This is a genomic window from Ruegeria sp. P8 (assembly GCF_056534665.1).
Genome location: NZ_JBQERC010000018.1, coordinates 1 through 20,792, shown reverse-complemented (window position 1 = coordinate 20,792; position 20,792 = coordinate 1). Strand labels below are relative to the sequence as shown.

General features: G+C 54.4%; 17 protein-coding genes. 11 read left to right on the top strand and 6 right to left on the bottom strand.

The window, feature by feature from the left end:
- Window positions 1-289: 289 nt before the first annotated feature.
- The gene (locus ACR0BZ_RS16835) at window positions 290-2,338 is read left to right on the top strand and encodes a dockerin type I domain-containing protein (RefSeq protein ID WP_480920797.1); all 2,049 of its coding nucleotides are present in this window, start codon (window positions 290-292) and stop codon (window positions 2,336-2,338) included.
- Window positions 2,339-2,431: 93 nt separating this feature from the next.
- On the top strand, window positions 2,432-3,223 hold the full coding sequence (locus ACR0BZ_RS16830; RefSeq protein ID WP_480920796.1) for an inositol monophosphatase family protein: 792 nt from the start codon (window positions 2,432-2,434) through the stop codon (window positions 3,221-3,223).
- 3 nt (window positions 3,224-3,226) lie between these two features.
- Here ACR0BZ_RS16830 and ACR0BZ_RS16825 read toward each other — a convergent pair whose 3' ends face one another.
- From ACR0BZ_RS16825 to ACR0BZ_RS16805, 5 genes are read right to left on the bottom strand one after another with little or no spacing between them, the layout of a single operon-like run.
- Window positions 3,227-3,793 carry a histidine phosphatase family protein gene (locus ACR0BZ_RS16825; protein ID WP_480920795.1) on the bottom strand — a complete coding sequence of 189 codons (567 nt, stop codon included), beginning with the start codon at window positions 3,791-3,793 and terminating at the stop codon, window positions 3,227-3,229.
- Window positions 3,794-4,864, bottom strand: a complete 1,071-nt coding sequence (locus ACR0BZ_RS16820) for an ABC transporter ATP-binding protein (RefSeq protein ID WP_480920794.1) — start codon at window positions 4,862-4,864, stop codon at window positions 3,794-3,796. It lies immediately after the preceding gene.
- A complete protein-coding gene (locus tag ACR0BZ_RS16815; RefSeq protein ID WP_480920793.1) occupies window positions 4,861-7,077 on the bottom strand; it encodes an ABC transporter permease in 2,217 nt (738 codons plus the stop codon). Before ACR0BZ_RS16815 ends, ACR0BZ_RS16820 begins: the two co-directional genes overlap by 4 nt.
- Window positions 7,078-8,103, bottom strand: a complete 1,026-nt coding sequence (locus ACR0BZ_RS16810; protein ID WP_480539136.1) for an ABC transporter substrate-binding protein — start codon at window positions 8,101-8,103, stop codon at window positions 7,078-7,080. It lies immediately after the preceding gene.
- Window positions 8,104-8,161: 58 nt separating this feature from the next.
- On the bottom strand, window positions 8,162-8,626 hold the full coding sequence (locus ACR0BZ_RS16805; protein WP_480494134.1) for an NUDIX hydrolase: 465 nt from the start codon (window positions 8,624-8,626) through the stop codon (window positions 8,162-8,164).
- A 224-nt stretch (window positions 8,627-8,850) separates the two neighbouring features.
- Here ACR0BZ_RS16805 and ACR0BZ_RS16800 point away from each other — a divergent pair, with 224 nt between their 5' ends.
- The 6 genes from ACR0BZ_RS16800 to ACR0BZ_RS16775 all read left to right on the top strand — a co-directional run bounded on the left by ACR0BZ_RS16800 (window position 8,851) and on the right by ACR0BZ_RS16775 (window position 14,080).
- Window positions 8,851-9,660 carry a DeoR/GlpR family DNA-binding transcription regulator gene (locus tag ACR0BZ_RS16800; protein ID WP_480487502.1) on the top strand — a complete coding sequence of 270 codons (810 nt, stop codon included), beginning with the start codon at window positions 8,851-8,853 and terminating at the stop codon, window positions 9,658-9,660.
- Window positions 9,661-9,721: 61 nt separating this feature from the next.
- Window positions 9,722-10,696 carry a phosphate/phosphite/phosphonate ABC transporter substrate-binding protein gene (phnD, locus tag ACR0BZ_RS16795; RefSeq protein ID WP_480483730.1) on the top strand — a complete coding sequence of 325 codons (975 nt, stop codon included), beginning with the start codon at window positions 9,722-9,724 and terminating at the stop codon, window positions 10,694-10,696.
- A 60-nt stretch (window positions 10,697-10,756) separates the two neighbouring features.
- A complete protein-coding gene (gene phnC, locus ACR0BZ_RS16790) occupies window positions 10,757-11,551 on the top strand; it encodes a phosphonate ABC transporter ATP-binding protein (RefSeq protein WP_480605757.1) in 795 nt (264 codons plus the stop codon).
- Window positions 11,548-12,363: a phosphonate ABC transporter, permease protein PhnE gene (phnE, locus tag ACR0BZ_RS16785; protein WP_480920792.1), complete on the top strand. Its 816-nt coding sequence runs from the start codon at window positions 11,548-11,550 to the stop codon at window positions 12,361-12,363. The genes phnC and phnE (ACR0BZ_RS16785) overlap by 4 nt, the downstream gene beginning before the upstream one ends.
- On the top strand, window positions 12,363-13,178 hold the full coding sequence (phnE, locus tag ACR0BZ_RS16780; protein ID WP_267366604.1) for a phosphonate ABC transporter, permease protein PhnE: 816 nt from the start codon (window positions 12,363-12,365) through the stop codon (window positions 13,176-13,178). The genes phnE (ACR0BZ_RS16785) and phnE (ACR0BZ_RS16780) overlap by 1 nt, the downstream gene beginning before the upstream one ends.
- The gene (locus ACR0BZ_RS16775; RefSeq protein WP_480920791.1) at window positions 13,142-14,080 is read left to right on the top strand and encodes an HAD-IIA family hydrolase; all 939 of its coding nucleotides are present in this window, start codon (window positions 13,142-13,144) and stop codon (window positions 14,078-14,080) included. The genes phnE (ACR0BZ_RS16780) and ACR0BZ_RS16775 overlap by 37 nt, the downstream gene beginning before the upstream one ends.
- Window positions 14,081-14,298: 218 nt before the next feature.
- Here the strand turns inward: ACR0BZ_RS16775 and ACR0BZ_RS16770 are convergent, their stop codons facing one another.
- Window positions 14,299-14,751, bottom strand: a complete 453-nt coding sequence (locus ACR0BZ_RS16770) for an Lrp/AsnC family transcriptional regulator (protein WP_480487508.1) — start codon at window positions 14,749-14,751, stop codon at window positions 14,299-14,301.
- Window positions 14,752-14,866: 115 nt separating this feature from the next.
- On the opposite strand from ACR0BZ_RS16770, the gene ACR0BZ_RS16765 reads away from it, so the two are divergent.
- The 3 genes from ACR0BZ_RS16765 to ACR0BZ_RS16755 form a co-directional block, all read left to right on the top strand.
- Window positions 14,867-16,066, top strand: a complete 1,200-nt coding sequence (locus tag ACR0BZ_RS16765; RefSeq protein ID WP_480920790.1) for a methionine gamma-lyase — start codon at window positions 14,867-14,869, stop codon at window positions 16,064-16,066.
- Window positions 16,067-16,080: 14 nt separating this feature from the next.
- Window positions 16,081-18,453: a 1-deoxy-D-xylulose-5-phosphate synthase N-terminal domain-containing protein gene (locus ACR0BZ_RS16760; protein WP_480920827.1), complete on the top strand. Its 2,373-nt coding sequence runs from the start codon at window positions 16,081-16,083 to the stop codon at window positions 18,451-18,453.
- Window positions 18,454-18,915: 462 nt separating this feature from the next.
- Window positions 18,916-20,792 (top strand): M10 family metallopeptidase C-terminal domain-containing protein (locus tag ACR0BZ_RS16755; RefSeq protein ID WP_480920789.1); only part of this gene is annotated, 1,877 nt, incomplete at its 3' end.

The window sequence follows — 20,792 nt, the reverse complement described above, 5'->3', positions numbered from 1 at the left end:
GCGGTCCGTTTCCGAAGGTTCAGCCGCCGGACGGTTGTTGAACTCTGGTGCTTTGGTCATCTTACCCTCACATGTGGTTTCCGCGATCACCGAAAAGGAGGACAGGTCGCGCTGATAACGGCTGGCTCATCTGTCTTTCCCACTGGTTACTGTTGCGATCGAAAGCAAAAAATTGAGTTAATCTGAAACCGAACTTCTCGTTTTCACCACAATTCCGCTTTTGTTTCGGTCCGTGCATCAGGTCATCTTTTGGTCAAGGCCAGGGGTGGCGCAGGAGGTGTTGGCTGTGATGCTTCAATTCGAAGGTGTGGTGGCAACGGGGAGCGCGGCGCTCGATTCAGGTATCGGCGATACGGCTTTAAAAACGTTTAACGGCACCACGTATCTTTATACCGTCACCGGACCGGGTGGCGGCGTCGCTGTCTGGCGGCTGGTCGAAGGCGCGTTACCGCAACTGGTCGACACGGAATATTACAGCGGAACAATCACGTTTCAGGTTGGTCGCAGTGGCGCACCGATAACGCTGGCGGGAACCGAACAACTTGTACTGGATGTGAATATGGCGGTCGGGTTGGTCGGATATGACGTAAACCCAGATGGCACCCTGGACACCCTTACGGAAACCGGATCTCTGACAGGAGGCGGAGATATCTCGGCCATTGTTCAAGTGTCGATTGGCCCGATGGATGTTCTTGCAATGGCTCATGAAGAAACGGGTCAAATCGGGACATACCTTGTCAATCAGGACGGAACGCTGAGCCTTGCTGGCCTTGTTTCTGGCACTGGTGACGCGATGCAGACGCTGCGCGCAGGGACTGACCATTTCCTGATCTCAAGTGATGCGGCCAGCAATACAGTCTCAACTTATCGGATCGACAGCCTTTCCGGTCAGTTGACCGAAATTGACAACGGTTCGGCCCTCGGGACGCTCGGAATCTCGACTCCGACAGCCGTCGAAACGATCGATGCCTACGGCAAACCCTGGGTGATCGTGGCGGGTGCCGGCAGCAATTCGCTCAGTGTGCTGCAATTGAACGCTGACGGCAGCCTGAGCGCCACAGATCATATTCTGGATTCGCTCACGACCCGCTTTGAATCCGTACAGGACCTTGAGATCGTGGACATCAACGGGCGCGTATTCGTCGTGGCGGGTGGCGGCGACGATGGGCTTACATTGTTCACGCTGACACCGGAAGGCCAGTTGGTCTATCTGGATAGTTTCGCTGACACGTTGATTAGTGGATTACAGAACGTCGAATCGCTGAGCCTTGCCCATGTTGGTGACGAGTTGCAGGTTCTGGCTACGTCGCAACAAGGCGCCGGAGTGACTGTCATTACGGTTCCTGTCGATAATCTGGGGATCGTGGACAAAGGGTTTGGAGCAGTGTCGGGGACTGCCGCAGACGACATGCTGAGCGGTAGTATTCTGGATACCGCCCTGATGGGTGGCGATGGCGACGACATACTGATAGCAGGAACGGGTGCTACGACCATGTCAGGTGGGGCAGGGGCCGACATTTTCGTGATGCAGTCGGGCAGCAGTATGACGACGATCACGGATTTTCAGCCGGGTGTGGACCGTCTGGACTTGTTTGACTACCTGCTGTTGCGGTCCCCTCAGCAACTGACCTTTACCAGCACTACACAAGGGGCCCGGATAGAGTATCGGGGCGAGGTCGTGCAGGTTCAGTCCGCTTCGGGTGGAACGCTGACCAGCGCTGATATTTTCGGGGCCGGGTTCGATGGCCCCGATCACATTCCGGTTGATTTCGGTAATTTCGGCGGTTTGACGCCGGACAGTTCGGATGGCGTGCTTGGGCCAATCACAGTGGACAGCCAATCTGCTAATCCCGGATTGTCGGATGCAGAGATCAAGTTCACACCGGTCGGCGGTGGCACGGTATCTGTCACGGCTGACGATCAGGGGCAATTTGACTTAGACCTTCCGGATGGCACGTTCCCCGGAAGACTGGACATCGTCAAACATTATTCAACGGCGAGCAAAGAGATCGACGCGATGGATGCTTTACAAGTGTTACGCATTTCGGTTGGCCTCGATCCGACATGGGGGCCTGCCGATGCGGAAAACCTGATCGCGGCGGATATCAATCAAGATGGAACCATCAATGCCGTGGATGCACTGGCGATTTTGCAGGTGGCTGTTGGGCAAACCACTGCGCATGAACCTCAATGGGTCTTCTTGGATTCAGATGCGGACTTGTCGGGAGTTACAAAAAGCAACGTTGATTATCAGACTGGAATGGATGTTGTTGCCATAGACGGGGTGATAACCGCCGATATGACGTCCATTTTGCTCGGCAACCTCGAGGCGACATGAATTGAATTGAACGGTGCTGCAACTCAGTCATTGCAAGGCTTCCGCTTGGACCGCAATGTTGGCCTTAGATACACAAACACAAAAGGACAGGCCATGAATCGTCTTTCGGAACGCAGAGATTTTGCCATCGCGGTCTGTGAAGAAGCTGGGGTGATAGCCGAGAAATACTTCTTGGACAGGAGTAATCTGGTCATCGATCAAAAAGGTGCTCAGGACTGGGTGAGCGAGGCGGACAAAAACGTCGAAACGTTCATTCGCCAAAGGATCGTGGATGCTTGGCCGCAGGATGGGATATTTGGCGAAGAACACGGCGCTGCCACAGGCAAGAGCGGTTTTGACTGGGTGATTGATCCAATTGATGGAACTACGAATTTCGTCAATGGCATACCCGTATGGACGATTGTTCTGGCCGGTGTCACCGAAGGGCGCACTGCGGTGGGTGTGATCCGGGATCCGAATATGGATGAAACCTTTGTGGCAACACGCGGAGAGGGCGCGACACTGAACGGTTCACCGATACACGTGGCCTCTGGGGTTGCTCTTCGGGATGGGACGGTTTCTGTGGGGTATTCGAACCGGATCGAAACTCGCCACGTCGTGCCGGTGGTCGCAGAACTGATCGAGCGCGGATCCATGTTTCACAGAAACGCCAGCGGTGCATTGTCATTGGCTTATGTCGCAGCCGGGCGACTTCTGGGTTATGTGGAAGAACACATGAACGCCTGGGATTGTCTGGCTGGGCAATTGTTGGTTGCAGAAGCGGGCGGTGTTGTCGAAGATCAAGACGCCGACGCGATGATCCGCGACGGTGGGCGCGTGATCGCCGGCACACCAGATGTATTTGAAAGTTTGTTGGAAATCGCAGAGAACGCTTGGGGGGCTTAACGCCTAGGCCATTGGCAACCAAGTGGAATTAGGTTGCAAAGTTGTCAGGCTTGCCTGCCAATAATGGCCTTGTGAAGGTTGATCGTACTGGCGGTCAATCGGATTTCCGGAAAGTTCACACCACAACAATGTCCCGACCGCGCCATGTGTAACGATGGCGAGGTCTCCGGTGCCATGGGCACGAGTGATTCCCAAGACTGCCCGGTGAATGCGCCTCTGCGCGTCGGCCGCAGTTTCCCAACCGCGAAAGCTAATATCCGGCTGGGCAAAGAATGCGTCCGCGGCCGCCTCGAACTTTTCCCGTGGAAGGAAACCAGTGGTACTCCGATCATTCTCGCCAAGTTCCGGGTGGATATTTAGAGGCAACCCCAAGGGCGCGGCCAGAATCTCACCAGTGTCACGAGCCTTTCGTTCGCTGCTGGCCCAGATATGGCTGACATTGGCCATAACTTCACTGGCGGCAAAGGATGCGGCGCGCCGGCGACCTGTCGTGCTCAGACCCCATTCCGTAATGGGGGTATCCGGATCAATAACGACCTCGGGGTGAGTGATGATCAGTAAATTCGGCATCTAGTCAGGCAGAAGTACCGGCCCTTTGCCCGCAAACCCCATCCTGATTTCGGTACCCGGTGCAAGCGGTGCATCAACATCATCGTGGACCGCAAAAACCTGGCCAAATGCGCCGGTCAGTGTGTATTCCATCCGCACACCAACATAGGTTGCCTTGGCCACTGTAGCGGCGATGCCGTCATCAGAACCAATCACAAGGCGCGAGGGTCGTACAGCGATGGTCGCGGGCCCATTGGTCAAACCCCGACGCGGCAGAGTGTGACGGTAACCTTCGATCTCGATTGTTGCAGCATCACCGTCGGTTGCAACGATCTGACAGTTGAGCAGGTTTGCCTCGCCTATGAAATCGGCAACAAACCGGTCATTCGGGGCATCATAAAGCTCGCGAGGTGTACCCATCTGAGCGATCGCGGCGTTCCGCATCACAACAATCTCGTCCGAGACGGCCAGGGCCTCTTCCTGATCGTGGGTGACATAGACAACCGTCAATCCAAGGTCTTGTTGGATGGCCCGGATATCCTCGCGCACCTGGCGTCGCAGCTTGGCATCAAGGTTGGATAGCGGCTCGTCAAACAGCAGAACCTGTGGTTCTAGAACCAGCGCACGCGCGACGGCGACACGTTGTTGCTGACCACCCGAGAGTTCGGAGGGAAGGCGACTGTCGAACCCCTTGAGCCCTACCAATTGCAAGCCATGCAAGGCGCGGCTGTGAGCCTCATCCTTGGCAAAGCCCGAGAATGTGAGGCCGTACATCACGTTCTCCAGCACGCTCATGTGGGGAAACAGCGCGTATGATTGAAACACCATTGATACGTCGCGGTCTGTTGCAGGCAGTTTGGTGACGTCACGGTCGCCAATCATAATCTTGCCAGAGCTTGCCATCTCTAAACCGGCAATCATGCGCAACGTCGTTGTTTTCCCACAGCCTGACGGACCAAGCAGCGTGACCAGTTTTCCCGCTTCGACATGAAGGTTAATGTTATCAACAGCCACAACGTTTTTGCCGAACACTTTCGACACTTTCTCAAATAATACCGGGGCGGCCTTGGAACCGATTTTGTTGTCGGTCATGAGGGTGTCTCCGTTGTGTTCTGTGTGCGCCGACCGATCTGGACCCGACCGACGAGAATTTGCAATAAACCGACCGCTGCCAGCATCACGAAGATCAGCGTCGTCGAATACGCAATGGCGAGACCATAGTCGTTATTCTCGACCCGCCCGATGATATAGCTGGTTGCCATGTCGTATTCGGCACTGACCAGAAAAATCACAGCCGAGATCGCCGTCATCGCGCGGACAAAACTGTAAACAAGCGCGGCAAGTATCGCGGGACGTAGCAGCGGCAGAATGACACGACGAAATGTCTGCCACGAGTTTGCACCAAGGGTCAGCGAGGATTCATCGAGACTGCGGTCAAGTTGCGACATGCTGGCGATGCCCGCACGGACCCCAACCGGCATGTTGCGGAATATGAAGCTGATAACAAGGATAACGCCTGTGCCGGTTATCTCGATGGGCGGAACGTTGAAGGCAAGAATATAGCTGACACCAATCACCGTACCGGGGATTGCAAAGGACAGCATGGTCCCAAACTCGAAAGCGTTCTTTCCCGCAAAGCTTTGCCGGGTCAACAGGTAAGCCGTGACCAACCCAACCGCTGCCGTCAGAGGTGCAGCAATTGCCGCAATGGTTATGGTAGTCCAGAAGCTGTCCCACGCGGCGCCGGTCCAACGAATGCCCTCTTCTTCAAATCGAACAGAGAATGCCGTGACGTAGTGTTTTAGGGTCAGGGAGTTATTGACCCCCCAAAGCTCAACCACACTGCCGTAGATGATCATTGCATAGACAATGATCGTGAACACCGCCCAGCCAAGAGCGATTACCAGCACGGGAACAGAAAGACCCGTAGGCATCAAAGGGTGCACGCCTGCGTCGCCTTTGCCTGTTACGGTGGTATAGCTTTTCTTGCCCAGCCAAACACGCTGTGCGTAAAAGGCCGAAAGAGTAAAAAACAGCAATACCATGGCCAGAACGGCGGCCCGCCCTTGGTCATATTGCGCCCCGACGATGGCAAAGAAAATCTCGGTCGATAGAACGTCGAAATTCCCACCCAGAACAAGCGGGTTTCCGAAGTCGGCCATACTTTCGATGAAGCCCAAAAGAAATGCATTGGCAAGACCGGGGCGCATCAGGGGCAGGGACACTGTCCTGAACGTTTGCCATCTGCTGGCGCGGAGAGTCTGGGCCGCTTCCTCCATAGATGGCGAGACGCCTTCCACCACACCGATAAGAACGAGGAATGCAATGGGTGTGAACGCAAGGGCCTGTGCGATGAATATGCCTGGCATTCCGTACAGCCAGCGCGTTGGCTGCGTGCCGAACAGTTCGGCGACGAACCGTGTGACTGAGCCTGACAGGCCAAAAAGCAGGATCAGCGCGAGGCCAATCACAAATGGCGGGGTGATGATCGGAAGAACAGTCAAAGCCCGCAGCACGCGTTTGTAGCGAAAGCCCGAGCGGGTCACGACCAGTGCAAAGCACAAACCCAGGGCAGTCGTGACGAAGCCAACCAGGATGGCAAGAAACAGCGAGTTCCATGCCGCGCCGCATCTGGCACCATAAAAACACCCCAACCCCCAAAGCCGGGCATCAAAGAACTTTGAAAAGAAGACAGCAATGGAATATGCGCCATCTTCAGTGACGAAGGCAGCGAACAGCATCTTGGCGATCGGAAAAAAGACAAAGACGGTGACGATGGTAATCACACCGCCAATCGCACTGACAACAAAGACGTCACCGTTGATGGCACCTCTTGCCGCAATGCCTTGGGTCAACAGGAACAGAAAGCTTGAAGCGCAAATCATTGCGCCATAGCCCATACCGAATTGGCGATCACCAAGTTCGCCAAAATAGGCTTCCAACCAATTGAAATTGAAACCCCTGATGCCAATCCCGAATCCCTGTGCGATCAACCAGCCGAAGCCGAGCGCACCGGAAAGGATCAGAACCCGGGCATAGAGCGGGTCAGACTTGGCTCGCTTCAGCACCAGATGGGGTAAGGTCAGAGCGATCAACAGTGGGGCAAGCCAAAGCTTCTCACCCTGTGCGATCAGGAATGCAGCGGGGGCATAATCTTCGTCAAACGGGTAGCCGTCAAAAAGCCATTCGAATGACCACAGGCCGCCGTCGACCATATACCACGGCAGCAGGCAAAACCCGACCCACCCGGCGATGACCCAAAAGATCAGAACCGGACGGGTCTTTTTTGTAATATGGTTGGCCATTTACTGCGGCAGAACCGAAACCTCTTCGTCCCATTTCTGCAACAGACGCTTCCGTTCGTCTGAGGAACCATACTTTTTGAAGTCATAGTCGATCAGCTTGATCTGACTCATGTCAGGCGCGCTTTCCGACGTTTCTGCGCTCTTGTTCGATGGCACCTGAAACGCGCTGACCTGAAGAGCAAGGTTCTGCGCCTCGGGCGACAGCGCCCAGTCATAGAATTTCTTCGCCTCTTCCTCGTTGCGGGCGCCTTCAATAATGGACATCGAGCCAATTTCGTATCCGGTACCCTCGCATGGCGCGACTACCTTGATCGGGAAACCCGATACAGCCTGCTTTACCGCATCATGCATGAAGACGATGCCAATCGTGTTCTCGCCTCGACCGGCTGCTTTGATTGGTGCAGATCCGGATTTTGTATACTGGTTGATATTCGAATGCAGGCCTTTCATGAACTCAAAACCTTCATCCTCGCCAAAGATCTGCACCATCGAGGCCAGCGTTGTGTAGGCCGTACCAGACGAGTTCGGGTTGGCCATCTGAACGTGACCCTTGTATTCAGGCTTTAGCAGGTCTTTCCAACAGGCGGGTTCGGGTAGGTTATTGGCCGCCAGCAGGTCTGCGTTATAGCCATACCCAAGTGCGCCGGAATAAATGCCGATCGTTCTGTTTCCGGCACTTTCGGCTTGGGAAATTGCCCAATCATGAAGCTGGTCGCGCATTGGCGACATGTATTCCATTGTCAGGTCCTCTTCGGCGGCCTGCAAATGCGGATCACCCGTGCCGCCCCACCAAACGTCTCCTTTCGGGTTCGAGCTTTCGGCACGAATCTGGGCAAAGGTTTCGCCTGACGACTTACGCGTCATGTTGACGTCGATGCCCGTTGCATCTTCGAAACTGCGCGCCATGAGTTGGCACCAGTCTTCCTGCGCCGAGCAATAGAGTGTCAGCTTGTCTGCCTGGGCTGCCGACACAGATGCGGCTATTGCAATCAGCGACCCGACGGCCGTGGATGTAAGTTTTTTCATTTTCATTCCTCCCTTTGGTTATCGTGCACCAGTGTCTTTTGTTTTGTCAGGCGCTTTCTCATCCAGCTTTTCGTAGCTTGTTAATGACAGACTGGGCGTTCTGATTGCCCGTCAGATTTCTCAGAAAACTTGACAGATCTCTTTCTTCCACCAGCTTTGCCGCTTTCCCCGGTGAAAACCAGTGACGCGTCCGTTCGTCCCGTTCTTTCCAACGCCGCTTCAGTTTTTCAACGACCATGGGATAGAGGGTAACGCGGCAGCGAACGCTATTCGCGCCCTCAAAGCGCTTGTCGTAGAAAAATTGGCCAATCGGCTGTTTCGAGATTGCCCCGACTGCACCTGCTTCTTCCAGGGCTTCAATTTCGGCGGCATGCCAAGGTTTCTTTCCTTCCATCAACCAACCTTTTGGGATGACCCACCGCCCTGTATCGCGCGAAGTCACCATCAAAACACGCAGCTTTCCATCCCTGTCCCAGCGCATCGGAAGTGCTGCAATCTGGTCTGTTATGTTGCCGTCGCTCATGCTGTCCTCAATGACACGGTATCAATAGCGCGCCCAGAATAACCTTCAGTCGTTAACGGTGGTTCTTGGGTTTTCACTTTGAAACGGTTCAATTCACACATTCTTGCCTTGCGCTTTGGACTCTTCCGAATTGTCACAACCTACTGAGGGTTATGCAACAAAAATTATTGCATTATGCCCGAAATCCCACAAAAGTGGGGTTTGAAACCTGATTGGGTTGTTGGATGTCCAAAACGAAGATACGTGCCAAAACGATTGAGAAGGGACGGGGTAGGGTAAAAAAATCCGACCGGCGCCAGCAAATACTGCTGGAGTTGAAGCTTCGCCCGCACGTTCGCATCAATGAATTGGCCCAGCGTTTCAACGTCTCCAACGAGACGGTGCGCAGGGATTTTGACGCCCTGTCGAATGACGGCCTGATCGCACGCGCGCACGGAGGGGCATCTGCCCCGGCACAAGGGCATTATCCAGGTCTGGACGAGCGAGCCAACGCGCGGATTGAGGAGCGCGAACGCATAGGTATCAGCGCGGCGGGACTGGTTCGTGATGGTGAAACGGTCATGATCGATTCCGGTTCGACCACAATCGAAATGGCCCGTGCATTGGCCTATCTCGGCACTCCTTGCACAGTGATTACGAATTCAATCCCGGTGGCAATGACCCTCGGCCATGGGGCTGCCGAGGTTCTGCTTTGTCCAGGAGAATATCTGGCAACCGAATCTGCGACGATTGGAACCGAAACGCTGGAATTCCTGTCTCGGTTCAATGTCGACAGATGCATGATCGGCTCGTCAGGTTTTTCGGTCGAAGGCCCTTCAGAAACCGTGCGCGGCTTTGCGGCTGTCAAAAGAATGATGCTGACGCGCGCAGCAAATCGACATCTTTTAATCGATTCAGGGAAATTTGGTCGTAAAGGCCTGTCTCAGGTCGGAGACCTGACCAAACTGGATTCCATAGTTTCCGACACGAAACCAACAGGAGAGTTGCTTAACGCGATCAACGGTGCCGAGGTTGATGTTCTCGTCGCCCCGTAAACACTGAAATGAATGACGAACAGCGGACTGCAAAATGACCGCGCATGACTGGGAGGAAAACATGAAGATAGACATCAGATTATTGGTTGGGGCATCGGCAATTGCGCTCATGTCGCTTTCCGGGACAGCTTCGGCGCAAGATTGCCCGAGGGGTGATCTGGACGAGCGGTTTTGCGACGTCGATGGGGATTTGATTGCGGATATCCCCACAGATTCTTCCCAGCTAATTGATCCTGACACCCTGATTTTTGCCTATACACCGGTCGAAGACCCAGCCGTATACAAAACCGCGTGGTCTGACTTTCTAGAGCATCTGAAGGCTGAGACAGGCAAGGACGTGGTCTTTTTTCCGGTCCAAAACAACGCCGCCCAGATCGAGGCGATGCGGTCGGGACGCCTGCATATTGCGGGCTTCAACACCGGGTCCAACCCACTGGCAGTAAACTGTGCCGGGTTCCGACCGTTTACGATTATGGCCTCAAAAGACGGTAACTTCGGTTATGAAATGGAGATCATCACCTACCCAGGCTCGGGCATCGAAAAGGTTGAGGATATCAAAGGTAAGCAACTTGCCTTCACGTCACCCACGTCCAACTCGGGCTTCAAAGCACCGTCGGCGATCCTGAAAAGTGACTTTGATCTTCTGCCCGATCGCGACTTCGAACCCGTCTATTCGGGAAAGCACGACAACTCGATCCTTGGTGTGGCGAACAAGGACTATCCAGCGGCATCGATTGCAAATTCGGTAAAGGCACGGATGATTTTGCGGGATGTGATCAAGGAGGAAGATGTTGTTACGATTTACAAATCGCAGACCTTTCCAACCACCGGATTTGGCACTGTCTACAACCTGACGCCCGAATTGCAGGAGAAAATCCGCAATGCTTTCTTCAACTTCGAGTGGGAAGGGACGACGCTTGAAGCAGAGTTTTCCAAGTCGAACGAGGGCCAATTTCTGGAGATGACTTACCAGGAATTCTGGGACGTCATTCGGAAAATTGACGCGGCAAACGGCGTCTCCTACGCCTGCCAATAAGCCTTGCTTAATCAGGCGGGCCTGAAAAGGCCCGCTATCCACCCTAATCGGGGGCATTTTATGCTGCGTCTTCAAAAGCTGACGAAAACCTACAAGACCGGAGATCAGGCACTGAAGGCCATCGATCTTGAGGTGCCCAAAGGGCAGGTGCTTGCACTGATCGGGCCCTCGGGTGCGGGAAAATCGACGATGATCCGCTGCATCAACCGTTTGGTTGAGCCTACAAGCGGCGGTGTTCTTCTGGATGACATGAACCTGACCAAACTCGGGTCGGGTGCGTTGCGGAAAGCACGCCGCGAAATGGGTATGATCTTTCAGGAATATGCTCTGGTTGAACGCCTCACCGTGATGGAAAACGTATTGTCCGGTCGGTTGGGGTATGTCGGATTCTGGCGCAGTTTTCTACGGCGGTATCCGCAGTCGGATGTGGACGAGGCTTTCCGCCTGCTGGACCGGGTGGGGCTGTTGCATATGGCTGACAAACGCGCGGACGAGTTGTCGGGTGGTCAACGCCAAAGGGTCGGTATCTGCCGCGCCCTGATCCAGGACCCAAAGTTGTTGCTGGTCGATGAACCGACCGCGTCGCTGGATCCGAAGACCAGTCGTCAGATCATGCGGTTGATCACCGAACTGTGTCAGGAGCGCGGGCTGGCGGCTATCATCAACATCCATGACGTGGCACTAGCCCAGATGTTCGTTCCGCGTGTCGTGGGCCTCCGCTTTGGCGAAATCGTGTTTGATGGCCTTCCAACAGGGCTTACCCCGGAAAAGCTGACCGAGATTTACGGTGAGGAAGACTGGGAAGCGACCATCGAAAAAGTGGATGAGGACGAAGATGTCGAGGCTGCAGAATGAGCCATCGAGAACTTGACGACATGCTGGGAAAAGGTTGGCGCAAACCGGCCTTTATCAAAAACACGTTGCTGCGCAGGGCATTGATACTTGGGTTCTTCGCCTACCTGATTGCGGCTTTCATGACCATCGATGTTGATTGGGGCAGGGTCTATGAGGGACTGGACAGGGGATGGGCGTTCGTCCTTGCCTTTACCAGCCCGGATTTCATTTCACGGTGGTCAGATATCTGGGCCGGCCTTCTGGAAAGCATTGTGATGACCGTGGCCGCGTCGGTTGTTGGTATCCTGATTTCGATCCCGATTGGATTGGGGGCTGCACGTAATATCGCCCCGTTGCCAATCTACATAGTCTGTCGCGGCATTGTCGCGCTAAGCCGGGCATTGCAGGAAATTATCGTTGCCATTTTGCTTGTGGCCATCTTTGGCTTTGGCCCGCTGGCAGGATTTTTGACGCTGTCTTTCGCAACCATTGGGTTTCTTTCCAAGCTTTTGGCCGAAGATATCGAGGCGATGGACAAAGTTCAGGCTGAGGCGATCCAGGCCTCTGGTGCACGATGGCTGCAATGGATCAACTACGGGGTTCAGCCTCAGATCATGCCTAGGCTTGTGGGTCTGTCCATGTACCGGATCGATATCAATTTCCGGGAAAGCGCTATTCTCGGGTTGGTGGGGGCAGGCGGCATTGGCGCGACACTGAACACCGCGTTTGATCGATATGAATACGACACTGCCGCCGCCATTCTGATCCTTATCATCGGGATCGTCATGGCCCTCGAATACCTTTCCGGAATAATCCGAGCGAGGGTTCAGTAATGCCGGTTCTTGAACGCGACGATACACAAATCTGGCGCAGGCGGACGACGGGCCAAAGCCTGGTTCGCTGGTTTGGATGGCTTCTGGGAGTAGCGGTTTTTGTCTACTGTTGGCAGCTCATTTCGGAATCGACAACCTGGTTTTTCGTCTGGGACGCACCCCGTATCGCCAACGATATCTGGACCCGCGCAACACCTCCGAAATGGGATTATATTACCCAGCTGGGTCGCCCGATCTGGGATACACTGAACATCGCTACACTGGGGACGATCATCGCTCTGTGCATGGCCGTGCCGGTTGCCTTTTTGGCGGCCCGCAATACTACCCCGTCGGCGTTGTTCATCCGCCCCATTGCCTTGTTGGTCATTGTCTCGACCCGCTCAATCAACTCGCTGATCTGGGCGCTGCTATTGATCGCTATCATCGGACCGGGTGTGTTCGCCGGTGTCATAGCAATCGCCATTCGTTCAATCGGGTTCTGCGCCAAACTTCTTTATGAAGCGATTGAAGAGATTGATCACGGTCAGGTCGAGGCGATCACAGCCACCGGTGCTTCGCGGTGGCAAGTCATGGCATATGGGATCGTTCCGCAAATCCTGCCAGCCTTTGCCGGAATTGCGGTCTTTCGTTGGGATATCAATATTCGCGAGTCTACAGTGCTTGGTCTGGTTGGTGCCGGTGGCATCGGGTTGCAGCTCTCGGCCTCGCTTAATGTTCTGGCGTGGCCGCAAGTCAGCCTCATCCTGATTGTAATTCTTTTTGCGGTCATGATCAGCGAATGGGTTTCGGCAAAAGTACGAGGAGCGATCATTTGACCGGATTCTCAGCGCAGGAGGCTTTTAAGGCATACGAAGCCGTCCGGCACCGCCTTCCAGATATTGAACCGAACGACGTGAGCTATCGTCGTATCGAGACCCTTTCCGAAATTATTGATGAGTTTGACGTATTTCTTCTGGATGCGTTCGGGGTTCTCAATATCGGAGAAACAGCAATCCCCGAAACGCCTGAACGGATCAAGTCACTGACGGATGCGGGCAAACGTGTCCTGGTGGTTTCGAATGCCGCAGGGTTTCCTCATGCCACGCTGTTGGAGAAATACACCAGGCTGGGATATGACTTCGCGCCGCAGGATGTGATTACCAGTCGGGCTACGTTGCTGTCCGGGCTGAATGGCCGACGTGGGCTGCACTGGGGTTTGATGGCGACACCCAGCGCCGGTCTTCGCGACTTGGAACGTTTGAAATTAACCTATCTGGAAGATGACCCGCAGCCCTACGAAACCGTTGATGGTTTTCTGATGATCGGGTCAGCCGCCTGGACTGAAGCCCGACAAGCGATGTTGGAGGCGGCATTGTTAAGCCGACCCCGTCCAGTATTGGTGGGCAACCCGGACATCGTTGCCCCACGCGAGTACGGCTTTTCCAAAGAGCCCGGTCTTTTCGCGCACCGTTTGGCCGACCGAACGGGTGTAGCCCCGCAGTTTTATGGAAAGCCTTTCGGCAATATCTATGATCTTGCCTTTCAGCGACTTGGGCCCGTCGACAAATCCCGCGTTCTGATGGTGGGTGATAGTCTGCATACTGACATTCTGGGCGCGCGTCATGCCGGAGTGGCTTCGGCACTTGTCTCGGATATTGGATTCTTCGCCGGGCATGATGTTGAGGAAGCTATCAAACAAGCAGCGATCGTGCCGGATTTTGTCGTGACCCGACCCTGAGATTTCGAACTAAGGCGTATTTTAAGAAGAGTGTACGGGCAGGTTGACTTGCAGAAGATGCGTGTAATGATGATTATGTTGCTTTTGTGGAGGTGTATCCAGTAGGCGAATTTTCTAACGGCAAATACCCATAGTTTCAGAACCTCGAAACCGGTTATTCCGCATCCTGACAATCTGGAACTCAATGCTAAGGGTCACTTTCGAGAACTCAAGCCATCTCAGGCTGGAAACACCGCTGTTTTCTTGACTGTTCCATAGACAAAACTGGTGTCGATCGAAGCTATTCCGCCGATCGGGTGAATTCGGTTTCGAATAAAGTCCTCGTATGCGTCGAGGTTTGATACCAATACCCGCAACTGGTAATCCATTGCGCCGGTAAGCACGTGGCATTCTAGAACTTCATCGATCATCCGAACGCGTTTTTCGAATTTCTGCACATCTGTTTCATTGTGCCGCTCAAGCCGGATGCGGACAAAGACGGTAATCGCCATCCCGTATGCGGCAGCGTCCACATCGGCGCTGTATCCTTTGATGACACCGCTGGCCTCAAGGTTTTTGACCCGCCGCAGACACGGTGAAGGAGACAGGTTGACCTCATCAGCAAGATCCTGGTTCGTCATACGCCCGTCCCGCTGCAATGCTCGAATGATCTGCCTGTCTTTGGCGTCCATTTTCTCTCCTGTTTTAGCATAATATGCCAATATTCACCATTAACGTGGCATTATTTGCAACCCATTGCTCAAAGTAAAGGCGCAAAGTGGTAACAACTCAGATCAGGAGCTCACCGTGACCCACACAACCGGATTTGCCACTCGCGCCATTCATCATGCCTACAACCCATTTGAAAACGATGGTGCGCTGACCCCGCCCCTCCACTTAACCTCAACCTTCTCCTTCGAAACCGCAGAGGCCGGCGGTGAAATGTTTGCTGGTGAGCGCGCAGGTCATATTTATAGTCGGATATCGAACCCTACTTGTGACCTTCTTGAAAAGCGTATTGCCGTGCTGGAAGGTGCCGAGGCCGGGCTTGCACTGTCCAGCGGGATGGGTGCAATTACCGCCGTACTTTGGACCCTGCTGTCGCCAGGTGACGAAGTCATTGTCGACAAGACGCTCTACGGCTGCACATTCGCTTTCATGCGCCACGGTCTGGCAAAATGGGGTGTCACTATTACCCATGTCGACATGACGGACCCTGCGAACCTGAAAGCCGCTGTTTCCGAAAAAACCCGCGTCGTCTATTTTGAAACCCCAGCCAATCCAAACATGCGCTTGGTGGATATCGCTGCCAGTTCAGAGATTGCACATTCTGTCGGTGCAAAGGTTGTGGTCGACAATACATATGCCAGCCCATATCTGACCCGCCCGATCGAGCACGGGGCGGACATCGTCCTGCACTCCGCAACCAAATATCTGGGCGGGCATGGCGATGTGGTCGCGGGTCTTGTGGTCGGAACCGTCGAGCAGATTTCTGAGATCCGGCTTGTCGGCATGAAGGACATGACAGGCGCAGTGATGGCACCTTTTAACGCAATGCTGATCCTGCGTGGGTTGAAGACACTGAACCTGCGATTGGATCGTCACTGTGCGTCCGCCAAGGTGGTTGCCGATTACCTTCAGGCACACCCTGCCGTCAGTGAGGTTTATTTCCCGGGGCTTGAGAGTTTTGCCCAGCACGATGTCGCACAACGCCAGATGTTGCAGCCGGGGGCCATGATCGCCTTTGAAATCAAGTCTGGCCTGTCCGGTGGCATCGAGTTCATGAACCGCCTGAACATGATCCAACGCGCCGTGTCCTTGGGGGATGCAGAAACCCTGATCCAGCACCCGGCATCCATGACTCATTCGACTTATACTGCGGAAGAACGGGCAGAACATGGGATCAGCGACGGTCTGATCCGTCTTTCCGTCGGGCTGGAAGACGTTGATGACATCCTTGCGGATTTGGAGCAAGCTCTGCCCTACCCTGCCCGCAGTGCCGCATGAACCCGGAGACCACCATGCCGAATGATCCCAAGCTGTTGAAAATCGTCGAACAGCGTTTGCTGTGGTTGTCGCATTGGATGATCCACCATGCCAACCATATCCGTCCCAAGGTGGATGGGATCAAGGTTGGTGGTCATCAAGCGTCGTCCGCGTCGATGGTTTCGATCATGACGGCGCTCTACTTCTCGGCTTTGCGCCCCGAAGATCGGGTTGCGGTCAAGCCTCATGCGTCACCGGTTTTCCACGCGATGCAGTACCTTATGGGCAACCAGACCCGCGAGAAGATGGAGAACTTTCGCGGGTTTGGCGGCGTGCAAAGCTATCCCAGCCGGACAAAGGATATCGATGATGTCGACTTTTCGACAGGTTCGGTAGGTTTGGGTGTCGCGATCACCTCGTTTGCTTCGATCATTCAGGACTACGTCAAGGCCAAAAACTGGGGGGCAGATACCCCGATGGGGCGCATGGTGGCGCTTGTGGGCGACGCTGAACTGGATGAAGGCAACGTATACGAAGCGTTGCAGGAAGGCTGGAAAAACGGCCTGCGCAACACGTGGTGGATTATCGACTACAATCGGCAGTCGCTTGACGGCATCGTTCGTGAAGGTTTGTTCGAACGGATCGAAAAAATCTTTGATGCCTTTGGATGGGATGTTGTTCGCGTGAAGCATGGTGTCCTGCAGCGCGCGGCCTTCAAGGAACCTGGCGGTGATCGGCTGCGAGACTGGATTGATGCCTGCTCGAACCAGGAATACTCGGCCCTGACGTTCATGGGTGGCGAGGTTTGGCGAAAGCGCCTTATGGACGATCTTGGGGATCAGGGGGATGTGACGGCGCTGATCGAACGGCGCACAGATGCCGAACTCGCTGCATTGATGGAAAACCTCGGCGGCAACTGCGTCGAGACCATGGCCCAAACCTTTGATGCAATCGAACATGACCGCCCTACCTGTTTCCTTGCCTACACTGTCAAGGGATGGGGCACGCCAATTGCGGGCCACAAGGACAACCACGGCGGACTGATGAACAACAGCCAGTTCGTCGCGTGGCAAGAACATATGGGCGTGCCTGCCGGCAAGGAATGGGAACCTCTCTCGGCAGTGCCGGACCCAGAGGCGCTGAAAGATTTTCTGTCGAAAGTTCCCTTCTTTGCAAAAGGTCCGCGACGCAATTTCGATGACAAGCTGGATGTTCCATCTATTGACATCGACACAAGCCGCGAAATCTCGACCCAAATGGCTTTCGGCAAGATTTTGGATGACTTGTCGAAGGGCGACAGCCAATTGGCCGAGCGTATCCTGACGACGTCCCCTGATGTCACAGGCACAACAAACCTTGGCCCTTGGGTAAACCGGCGCAAACTGTTTGCCCGATCCGAGCAAGCCGACGCTTTCATTGAACACCGTATCCCTTCGACGGCAAAATGGGAATTTACTCCCGAAGGGCAACATATCGAACTTGGTATCGCCGAGATGAACCTCATGTTGCTTTTGGGCGCTGCGGGCCTTTCGCATTCCCTGTTCGGCAAGCGGCTAATCCCGATCGGTACTGTGTATGACCCCTTTGTCAGCCGTGGCCTCGATGCGCTCAATTACGCTTGTTATCAGGATGCGCGCTTTATGCTGGTCGGCACGCCTTCGGGCATAACTCTGGCCCCGGAAGGCGGCGCGCATCAATCCATTGGCACACCGTTGATCGGGATGAGTCAGGACGGTCTGGCAGCCTTTGAGCCAGCCTTTGCCGATGAACTGGCAGTGATCATGGAATGGGCCTTTGATTACCTTCAGCGTGACGGCGAAGGACAACCGGACGAACGCACCTGGCTGCGGGACGAAACAGGCGGTTCGGTCTATCTGCGCCTGACGACAAACCCGATTGAACAACCTGGAAAGCGTGTGGACGATGAGTTCCGTCAAGGTGCCATAGATGGTGCATACTGGCTGCGGAAGCCGGGCCCGAATTGCGAGGTCGTAATCGCTTATCAGGGGGCCGTTGCACCCGAAGCGATCAAAGCCGCTGGCGTGATGGGCGAAGGACGCAAAGACATCGGAGTGCTGGCGGTGACTTCGGCAGACCGGCTAAACGCCGGGTGGACGGCAGCGCAACGGGCGCGATCGCGCGGCAATCAGGAGGCTCGGTCCCACATCGAAACTTTGATGACCGGTCTGCCGCGCCACTGCAAGCTGGTTACCGTGATTGACGGACACCCCGCGACATTGTCTTGGCTGGGTGCCGTACAGGGACATCAGACCATCCCATTGGGGGTCGAACATTTTGGTCAGACAGGGACAATCGGCGACCTCTATCGGCACCATTGCATTGACGCGTACGCTATCCTGGAGAAGGTGAATGGTCTGACCCATGGTAAGGCTTTGCTTCGCACATGAGCGGCGGTGTTGGACGTCACAGCTAGGGCCTTACCCTCAGGGTAATTGGGCCCTTTGTGCAGGCGCGCGCTTGGGTTCGAAGTCCCGAACGAAAGGCACCTTGTTCGAACCAAACTTTTGGGATCTGAGAAGAATTACGACTCGGGACTAAGGAGAAGATCCGCACGCCTTTGCTTCTGTCACTACAGGTGCTCAAAACTGTCGTAGGTATGGACCGCCAGGAAAATCAATTTTGCGTGTATTAAGTCGGCCTATGCACGCTATCCGACCGGTTTTTTGGAAATATTCTTATTCATGTATGCGCTTAATAAAAATGGGTCTGTCCCTCTAGAAGGTAACTCTTGAATCGCCGTTAATATTGTAGTTTGCAGGAGACACTCCAGTACGCGTTTGCCCCAAAAAGAACACTTTGTTCGAGCAGTTTCAGCGCAATCAATAACACCTAATTTCTAAGACAGAAAAATGGCCACCGTTAAAACAATCCCCAGACCGTCTGTAAGTTCTCCGCTCAGCTCTATCCAGGGAACCTATGCATATGGTGACGGGAATCCGTCGACCGCGACGGTGATCTCCTACAGTTTCGGGCACTTCTCTGATACGCAGGCTTGGTCATCAGAGTATAAGGCGGAGTTCCGTGCGGCGCTGGCCGCAATAGAAGCCGTTGCAAACATTACTTTTGTCGAAGTCACCTCTGGTTTCGCTGACTTGGTTGAGGTTCTCGCGCCTTCTTCATTCTTTGAAAACCCGCGAACTCTCGGATTTCATTATTCGCCATCGAGCGGGACATCCTATGGCGCGTTCAACACATCATACTGGACTGCTTCTTTCAACGGAAACGGTGATCCGGGCGGGTATTTCTTTACTACTTTGGTCCATGAATTAGGTCACGCCCTTGGGTTGGGGCATCCTCATGACACCGGATTGGGTACAACCGTGTTGAGCGGTGTAACGTCGCCATTCGACTCGTTTGGGGCGGCGGGCCTCAATCAGGGTGTCTACACTGTGATGTCGTATAACGATGGATGGACTTCACAAAACGGGGGGCTACACTTTAACGCAACGTACGGTGGTTCAACGGGGCTTGGGGCTTTGGATATTGCCGCGTTGCAGGCCATGTATGGGGCGAATACTTCATATAATTCCGGGGGCAATACCTACACACTTCCCTCTGCAAACGTCGCAGGAACTGGGTATCAGGCCATTTGGGATACTGGCGGGATTGACACAATACAACATGTTGGCAGTTCGAACGCTCACATAGATCTCCGGGCCGCCACATTGGACTATTCCGTCACCGGAGGTGGGCTGATTTCGCATGCGGCTGGAATAAAAGGTGGTTTCACAATCGCGCATGGCGTTGTGATTGAAAACGCGTCTGGCGGATCGGGTGCTGATACTATTGTCGGCAATACCGCTCAGAACGTCTTGCGCGGGAACGACGGAAACGACACCATTCACTCGCTGTCCAACGGAAGCAATAACAACACCATCTATGGCGGCCAAGGCAACGATATCATTTTTGTGGCCCAAGGTACCGGCGCTGACCAGGTCTTTGGGGACCAGGGCAATGATCTGGCTGTTGTGCAGAGCAACGCAGGCACGTTTACAGGTGGAACCGGCACAGACACTGTCAGATTTGTCAGCGCGATAAGTAACTATTTATTCTTTGAAAACGGCGTTTTGTACGAGTTTTTGGACGTCGTCACGCGCACAACTTTCACCATTGCAGACGACGTAGAGTTGGTCCAGTTTCTTGACGGGTTACAGCAGTATACCCGGTCGAATATCAAGTCTGCAATGCAGCTTTCAGATATTGATACACAGGGAACGACGTTACAACATGCCAGCCAAGGGCTTTATGTGCTGGATGGTGGAAGTTCGAACATTGCTTTGATTTATGGTGGCCAGTCTATTGGGCAGAACTCGCTAGCGGGCTGGCAGGCGCTTCAGGCCGAAGCTTCGGGCGGTGGCTACAAGGTGCTGTGGCAAAATGCGAACGGGTCATATGCTGAATGGACCACGGATGCCTCGGGGCAATATGTTAGCGGGACCGGCATCGCCAATGTCGTGGATGTCGAGGCCTTTTATGGTGTTGATCTGAACAATGACGGCCAGACCGGCCACGCCACAACCAATATCGAGACCAGCGGGTCGACCACACTCGCGTCTTCAACCCGCGGTGAGTACCTGATCAACGGTACCATCAACCTGACGTATAATGGCAATACAATTGGGCCAGACAGCCTGCCGGGCTGGCAGGCGCTTCAGGCCGAAGCTTCGGGCGGTGGCTACAAGGTGCTGTGGCAAAATGCGAACGGGTCATATGCTGAATGGACCAC